Raw genomic sequence first — 8454 nt, 5'->3', positions numbered from 1 at the left:
TGGACTACACGCAGAACCTCTATGAAAAGAAACTGGTCACTTATCCCCGTACCGACAGCAGGTTTCTGACGGAAGATATGGCACATAGCCTGACCGACCTCGTAAAGCTGGCTTTCCACACATTCCCCGTGGAGGATGTGGATAACATACCAGTTCATGCAGAGCAGGTTGTGAATAACAAAAAGGTCACAGATCACCATGCCATCATTCCGACCAGAGAATTGCAGAAATGCAATCTGAGCGAACTTCCCAAGGGTGAACTTGCAATTTTGCAACTGATCTCGAATCGGTTGTGCGTAGCTGTTGGCGATCCGCACCGATACGCAGAGACAGTTATTGAGCTGGACTGTGGCGGTACCGTGTTTTCCACCAAAGGCAAAACTGTTGTGCAGGATGGATGGAAAGCTCTGGTTCAGAAAAATGATTCGACAAAATCCGACGAAAACGTGCAGACACTCCCTTCTGTTTCCGTTGGTGACGAAATGACCGTCAGCGGCACGGAAATCAAGGAAGGGAAAACATCTCCCCCTAAACACTTTACCGAGGATACTCTGCTTTCTGCTATGGAAACTGCCGGTGCGGACGAAATGCCTGATGAGGTGGAGCGCAAAGGTTTGGGAACGCCTGCGACCCGTGCCGGTATCATTGAGAAGCTGGTTCGCATCGGTTTTCTGGAGCGTAAGGGTGATAAGAAAACCAAACACCTGATTCCGACCCACAAGGGTACGGCTCTGGTAACAGTCATGCCGGAACAGATTCAGTCCCCATCCATGACGGCGGATTGGGAAGAAAAATTGTTGCTCATTGAGAAAGGCGAATATGCCAGCGAGGACTTTATGGACGAGATCAAAGATGTGATTGCCGGTCTGATTCAGAACTATGAAGTAATCCGTGATTCCGAGGTTATGATGTCGAAAGAAGCCAATTCTATCGGCAAATGCCCGCTCTGCGGCAGTGCTGTAGAGGACAAAGCCAAGGCATTTTTCTGTTCCAACAGAGCTTGCAAATTTGCCCTCTGGAAAAACAATCGCTACTTTGCGAGCATCGGCAAGAGCATGACTTCTGCCACGGCGCAGAAATTGCTTGGTTCCGGCAAGGTAAAGCTCAAGAATTGCAAGTCCGAAAGAACGGGCAACACCTTTGATGCCACCGTCTTTATGGAGGTATCAGATGATGGCAAAACGAAGTTCAGTATGGAATTTGAAAATGGAGGAAAGCGCAAATGACAAATGAGTACAACCCGGATGGTAAGGAAATCCGATTTATCGACAGCCATTATAAGGATTTGTTTCATATCCCCGATGGCAGCTGTGTGCAGATTCACTACCCGGATGAAATGGTTGTGAAGCCCTGCACCTTCATTGACGAGTATCATACGCAGATCGGATACAATGTGTTTCATATCTGCCAGTTTGCAGAAATTATGGAGCGCAACGGCGCAAGCTATATGCCGGAGCCTGAGATTATGGGCGATGAAGCCGCATGGAAGGTCGGAAAGGATAGAATCCTTGCGGTGCAGACCTGCGAAGATGGTTACGACTACACCCTGTTGGATGAAAACTACAACGAGATTGATGGCGGTCAGGTTGATAACCCTGAACTGTCCATGCTCGAAGTCCGCCGGGATATTCTGGAATCCTTCGGGCTGGAGCGCCGGGAACTGCGGGCAATGTTCTATGAGGATGTCATGGAGCAGGCTTTTGAAGTCGGCAGACAGGCGGTGGTGGTCAATGACCCTATCGCTGAGCTTGCTTTTAAGCTCGACCGTTTTGCAGAGAACTTCGACCCCTATGAATATATGGATCAGGTCGATGATGTGCAGGCGCATATCCAAGAAATCAAGGCAGATCTTGCCGCTGGTAATACGGCTCCGTATCGTGAGTTCCTGAATACAGCCATTGAAGAAGCCCGTGAGGAAACTGCGGTTGAGGTTGCCAAAGTGCTGAAAAGTCAGCTGGATAAGCTCGACTCTCCGAAGCGTGAGTCGGTCATGGAAAAACTGGCACAGGCCGCAGAAAAAGCTGCGCCTGCCAGTCCCTCTCCCAAACGCAAAGAGCCTGAACGATAAGGAGGACACGGATATGAAAAACGAAAAATGGGATGATGTTCACGGAAATACCACCCCGGATGACAGAATGGTTGCTTTTCTGGAAAGCCCCACGGATTCCTATGCGATTCTTCAGCTGCGGGAAGATGTAGACGATAATATCCCGCTCATGTTTGCAAATTACAGCTACCTTCAGAAGAAAGAAATGGAGCCTGAGATTGACCGTTACGAGGTGGTCTATCATGGCTCCATTTCTATGTCCGAGGATGTGAATCGGCAGCTGGAAGATTTGTATGTAAAGTTCAATATTGACCACCCGGATGATTTCCGTGGTCACAGTATGTCGGTCAGCGACATCGTAGCCTTAAAGGTAGTCGGTGAGGTATCCTTTCACTATGTAGATTCTGTTGGGTTTCAGAAGCTGGAAAACTTTATGAAGTCCGAAAACTACCTGAAAAACGCAGAGATGGCAATGGAAGATGATTATGGGATGATTGACGGTATCATCAATAACGGAAAAGCGTCCGGATTAGAGGAACGTCCTTCGGTGTTGGAGCAGTTAAAGGAAAAGCCCGTGCCGGATGTTTCCCATAAGCCGCCCAAGAGCCACCCGGAAAGGGAGATTGAATGATGGATTTCACACAGGATGAGCGGAACATGATGATGCTTTACAGCCCTGGCACAAGGTCAGGGCTGTGTGAAGCACTGACACTGATGAAGGAACAGCTTTCGGAGGACGAGTCAGAGCTTTTTGCTTTGGCAGACTCGGTTCTCCGTAAAGTTTCAGCCATGGACGATGCCGCCTTTGAGAAGCTGAACCTTTATCCGGATTGATAGGATTGGAGGGATACAATGAACGCAAAAGAGCGATTTTATTCCGGATTAGCAAAAGAAACGATTGGGAAAATCACCTCGAACACAGATAACTGGACTTCGTTTTTGAGAACGATGTCCCGCAACTATGAGTTCACCTATCCGGAACAGGTGATGATTTATGCTCAGCGCCCCAATGCGACCTTTTGCAAGCCCTATGAGGACTGGAACGCTGAAAATTACCGCAGATATGTAAAGCGTGGCTCTACCGGCATTGCTCTGTTTGTGATGAACAGGGATAAACCGTATCTGCGCTATGTGTTTGATGTGGCGGATACCGGCGTTCGCCGTTCTTCCCCGGAACTGAAACCGTGGGAGGTGACGCCTGAAAACCGCTCCTATGTCATGGAAGCGATGGAGCGTACCTTCGGTGTTGCCGCTGACGGGGTACTGGAAGCACAGCTTGAAGATATTGCATCCGCACTGGCGGCTGAGTATTGGGACGATTACAAAAAGCAGTTCCTCGACATCGTTGCCAACAGCTTCCTTGAGGAGTATGATGAACTCAACATCGAAGTAGCTTTCAAAAATGCGGTGGCAAACAGCGTATCCTATACGATGTATTGCCGGTTCGTGGAAAGTCCCGACAACTACTTCGAGCATGAGGATTTCCAGAAGGTGTTTGATTTTAACACCAGACAGACGGTAAATGCCCTTGGTACTGCGGTGAATGCCATCAGCACAAGGATGTTTCAGGAAATCGAAAAAGCGATTGGAGAACATGAGCAGATTAAAGCTACCGAAAGGAGTACAGATTATGAGCGAGATGACTTACAGACAGGCCGGAGATTATCAGATTCCGAACCTTCAGTTGGAGAACGAGGGAGAGAAACCTCTGGGCAAGTACGGCAGGATGCGTCGAGCATTTTTGGAACAGAACAATCCGATGCTCCTGAACGACATGATTCTGACGGAGAGCCTGTTCCCGCACCTGTGGGAGATCGAGGAAACAGCGAAAGCCAGAGTGGAGTTTCTGATGGAGCAGTACCTGAAGGACAGCCCCGCACCGGACAAGGAAACGCAGCAGATGGCGTGGGTGCAGCACATGAACAGCCTGAAAGCACAGGCGGAGGAAGTCGTGATGACGGAGCTTATCAACAGCTGAGTCTGAACCTTTTCCTCTCCGAAAATGAACAAATCAGTTTTATCGACCGAGCAGAGAGCTTTACGCCCTCTGCTTTTTCTTTTGCCCAGGAAGAAATCGACCACTTCCTTCTGCTTGGTAGCAATACCGATGAAGCCCGAAAAGTCGTAGCGCTGGAATATATGAAGCAGAAGCCGTTGGAAGAAATCGTTCAGACCTTAAAGCAGGTCTATCACGGCGGCTATGGTCTGAAAGAAGATAGCGGGAATATCTGTGCGTGGTATGCCGAGGACGGTATCCACCTTGCCAAAGGTTCCTCTGCCATTGACAGCCCCAGAGCGCAGATCGTTTCTTGGGAAACGGTTGCCGAGCGCATTGGAGAACTGCTTGAAAATGGTCGGTTCGCAACTAATGTGGAACTGGTAGAAGCATCCGGATATGAGCGTCAGAAGTTGGCAGAATCCCTGTGGCATCTTTATCACGATTTGAGTGAAGAAGCCCGTTCCAGCAACTATCTGGCAATTCTTCATCAGGAACCGTTTCGTGGTTTCCCTGACGAAACCGCAGACTTGGCTGAAAAGTTGGATGACCCTCGTTTCCACGCAACCTTGGTACAGCAGTATTCGGAATTTAGAAAAACCCTTGCGGAAAATCCCGATCTGCTTCGTTTTCACTATCACAAGCTGAATCTCATTCAGAAACAGCTGTATGAGTTGAATATGCCTTTGCGTGAGTATCAGACCGATATGATGCAGATGCCCCTTGTCCGCCAGTTCATTACGGATGATGAAGTCAATGCAGACTTGACCCGTGGAAGCGGCTTTTCCGGTGGTAAAGCCCGTATTTATAACTACTGGCAGGAGAATCATTCTGCCAAGGAAAAGATGGACTTCCTGAAGCATGAATACGGAACCGGTGGTCATTCCCATGCCTGCTCTGGTGCAACGCACAGCGGTCAGGATCACGATGCCAAGGGTGTTGCTTACACCAAGAGCGGTTGCGATAAATTGCAGATGTCCTGGGCGCAGGTGGTGCAGAGAATCGACGGTCTGATACGAAAGGGACGCTACCTCAGCCCGGAGGAAGAAGCGGAACGACAGGCTATCGAAGAAGCTAAAACTGATCCGTTGGAAGATGTTTATGACCGTTTCGCAGTGATTGATACCGAGGATGGCGAGTATGCGATCTGGGATAATCAGACCGATGACTACTATGTAGACCCGGAAGGCGTTACGGAATACTTCACGGACGAATGGCTTGCCAATGACTATTTGGAGGAAGTTCGTCAGTCCGTAGCTGCGATGGAGTCGGTTCAGCCAGAAGCGCCTGTGGCAGAGCCTGCCGAAGTTGTGGAAGCATCTGCTTCCGAGGAACCGAAATGGAATTATCAGGTCGGTGACACGGTATATCTGGACGATACAGCTTTCCGTGTGGAGCAGATCACGGACAGAGAAGTTCAGCTGCGTGACCCTACGCTTGCTTATCCCATCTTCCGTGCCGAGAATCGTGAGAATTTCGAGCGTATGCTCTCTCAGGACGAAAGAAACCATGCGGTAAGGGTTGATGCCCAAACCGAAGAAAAGCCCGTTACAGAGGATTTTCTGGGCAAAACCGAACCGAGGGACTACACCCCTGAGTATCAGCTGTTAGACCGTCTGCGTATGGACTGCGAATACTTCCTTGGTGCAGGACAGCACAGCGAAAAGCATCTGTGGGCAGGCAACCGCCATGCACAGATTGCCAAGATGCGTGAGCTGTATGAAATGATTCCCGACAAACCAGAATGGCTGACACCTGAGATGATTAACAGCTACGAGGAGCGCATGGCTCCCCGCTATCTGGTTGCCGCCTACCATCACTTTGAAAACGGCTTCGATGATAAACTGGACTACTACACTCTGGAAGAAGCGGAAAAAGCTGCCCAGGGCTATGTGGACGGAACCATGGAGGATGACGGATTCAAGTACGATGGTGCTGCCGTTTACGATCAGCAGGAGCATAAGTGCATCCGTATCTATGGGGACTACCCTGACGAAAAGGCACACGCACAGGTCAGAGCCAGTGCGGAACCCGAACAGCAGGAACCGGAACACTTCATCGATCATTTTTATGTTGCCGAGGACATTCAGAAGCGGGGTGCGCTGGACATCAAGGAATACAGTTCCTTTGATGATGCCCTGCGAGCCTACTATGCACTTCCTGACACGCAGAGAAAAGCCCTGGGTGCAATGAATACCAGAGATCTGCCGGGTAGTCTGGACTTCGTACAGTGCGTAGATGGAAAGGACACCATCATTCAGGATTATGCCCAGGTGGACGGATGGCAGAATGCCGAAGTCATGGACATTATCGCTCAGCTTGAGCAGTCCATCACCACCAGAGAAATCCCACCTGTTCCTGCGGTGAACTTCCACATCACGGATGACAACATCGGTGAAGGTGGACCGAAGCAGAAATTCGCAAGAAACATCGCAGCCATTGAAACTCTGTTCAAACTGGAAAGCGAGAACAGGAACGCCACTACCGAAGAACAGGAGATTTTGTCGAATTATGTCGGTTGGGGCGGTCTGGCAGATGCCTTTGACCCGGACAAGGGAAATTGGGCGAAGGAGTATCAGACACTGAAAAACCTGCTTTCCGAAGATGAATATGCTGCGGCAAGAGCTTCCACCCTGAACGCACATTACACCAGCCCTACGGTCATTCGCTCCATCTACGATGCGGTCGGACAGATGGGCTTTGAAACAGGAAATATTCTGGAGCCTGCTATGGGTATCGGCAACTTCTTTGGTATGCTCCCTCCTGAAATGCAGAGCAGCCGTTTGTATGGTGTGGAACTGGATTCCATCACCGGCAGAATTGCTCAGAAGCTCTATCCCAACGCAGAAATCAAAGTAGCCGGTTTTGAAACGACAGACCGCCGAGACTTTTACGATCTGGCTGTGGGTAATGTCCCTTTCGGCAACTACAAAGTGTCCGACAAGCCGTATGACAAGCTGGGATTCTCCATTCACAACTATTTCTTTGCCAAGGCTTTGGATCAGGTTCGTCCCGGTGGTGTGGTCGCTTTTGTGACAAGCCGTTACACCATGGATTCCAAGAACTCTGACGCAAGGCGATATATGGCGCAGAGGGCGGAACTGCTTGGTGCAATCCGTCTGCCAAACGATGCCTTTAAGAAAAACGCAGGCACGGAAGTCGTGTCCGACATCCTGTTCCTGCAAAAGCGTGACCATCCGATTGACATTGTACCGGAATGGGTAAACCTTGACCGCACCGAAGAAGGACACACCATGAACAGCTACTTTGTCGCTCATCCTGAAATGGTTCTGGGCGATACGGTGGAAGAAAGTACCGCCTACGGCATGGACATTACAGTGCGTCCCATTGAGGGCATGGAACTGTCCGAACTTCTGAAAGAAGCAGTTTCCCACATCCAAGGAACCTATCAGGCTGTGGAGCTTCCCGAAGCTGACAAGGGTAAGGAAATCGAAACCATTCCTGCAACCCCGGATGTAAAGAATTTCTCTTATACCGTGGTGGATGGCAATGTGTACTTCCGTGAAAACTCCCTGATGCGCCGTGTAGACCTGAATGAGAAAGCAAAAGACCGTGTGATGGGCATGGTGGAACTTCGTGGTATCGTCAACGAGCTGATCGAATATCAGCTTGAGGATTACCCGGATGAAATGATTACTCAGAAACAGGCAGAACTGAATGATGCCTACGATGCGTTTGCCGCAAAGAACGGGCTTATCAATAATCGAGCCAATGGTCAGGCATTTGCTGACGATTCCTCCTACTATCTCCTGTGTTCTCTGGAAAATGTGGATGAGGACGGCAATCTGAAAAGCAAGGCGGATATGTTCACCAAGCGAACCATCAAGCCGGAACGCAGAGTGACGAGCGTGGATACGCCGTCCGAAGCTCTGGCAATCTCTATCGGTGAGCGTGGCAAGGTGGATTTGCCGTTTATGGCACAGCTGCTTGGAACACCTGGAGAATACGATGCGATTCAGGCAGAGCTTCGAGGGGTGATCTTCAAAGACCCGATGGCTCCCGATGCTGTGGAAGTTGGATGGCAGACTGCCGATGATTACCTTTCCGGTGATGTAAGAAGCAAGCTGCGTGTCGCACAGATGGCGGCAGACAGGGATTCTTCCTTCCACATCAATGTGGAAGCCTTGCAGAAAGCACAGCCGAAGGACTTGGATGCGTCCGAGATTGATGTGCGTTTGGGTGCAACATGGATTGATGCCGATTATATTCAGCAGTTCATGGAGGAAACCTTTGAAACGCCGTATTACTTGCGCCGTTCCATTGAGGTCAAGTTCTCCGAGCTGACCGCAGAGTGGCGCATCAACGGTAAGAGTTCTCCCAACTACAACGATGTGGCGGCGTATGTCACCTACGGTACAGAGCGAGCCAACGCATATCGGATTCTGGAGGA

At 50.0% G+C, this 8454-nt stretch carries 5 protein-coding genes; all 5 read left to right on the top strand.

What is annotated here, in order from left to right; all coding sequences use genetic code 11:
* On the top strand, nt 1–1226 hold a 1226-nt coding region (locus tag WMO25_RS11085; RefSeq protein WP_349085366.1), incomplete at its 5' end, for a DNA topoisomerase.
* A complete protein-coding gene (locus WMO25_RS11080; protein ID WP_002304387.1) occupies nt 1223–2068 on the top strand; it encodes an LPD16 domain-containing protein in 846 nt (281 codons plus the stop codon). The genes WMO25_RS11085 and WMO25_RS11080, both read left to right, overlap by 4 nt.
* 13 nt (nt 2069–2081) lie before the next feature.
* Complete coding sequence (locus WMO25_RS11075; protein ID WP_002304389.1) at nt 2082–2678, top strand: YodL domain-containing protein; 597 nt, start codon at nt 2082–2084, stop codon at nt 2676–2678.
* Nucleotides 2675–2881, top strand: a complete 207-nt coding sequence (locus WMO25_RS11070) for a transposon-transfer assisting family protein (protein WP_002578948.1) — start codon at nt 2675–2677, stop codon at nt 2879–2881. Before WMO25_RS11075 ends, WMO25_RS11070 begins: the two co-directional genes overlap by 4 nt.
* Nucleotides 2882–2899: 18 nt before the next feature.
* Nucleotides 2900–8454, top strand: a 5555-nt coding sequence (locus tag WMO25_RS11055) for an LPD11 domain-containing protein (RefSeq protein WP_435384307.1), incomplete at its 3' end; no start/stop codon positions are given.

Source organism: Coprococcus intestinihominis, from assembly GCF_040096555.1.
GTDB classification, from domain to species: domain Bacteria; phylum Bacillota; class Clostridia; order Lachnospirales; family Lachnospiraceae; genus Coprococcus_A; species Coprococcus_A intestinihominis.
The sequence above is the reverse complement of the archived record's forward strand: the minus strand, read 5'-3'. Positions and strand labels throughout refer to the sequence as shown.

What these genes read in the sequence shown, in the direction of transcription:
- WMO25_RS11080 (WP_002304387.1), top strand. Translation starts at nt 1,223, where the DNA reads ATGACAAATGAGTACAACCCGGATGGTAAGGAAATCCGATTTATCGAC.
- WMO25_RS11075 (WP_002304389.1), top strand. Translation starts at nt 2,082, where the DNA reads ATGAAAAACGAAAAATGGGATGATGTTCACGGAAATACCACCCCGGAT.
- WMO25_RS11070 (WP_002578948.1), top strand. Translation starts at nt 2,675, where the DNA reads ATGATGGATTTCACACAGGATGAGCGGAACATGATGATGCTTTACAGC.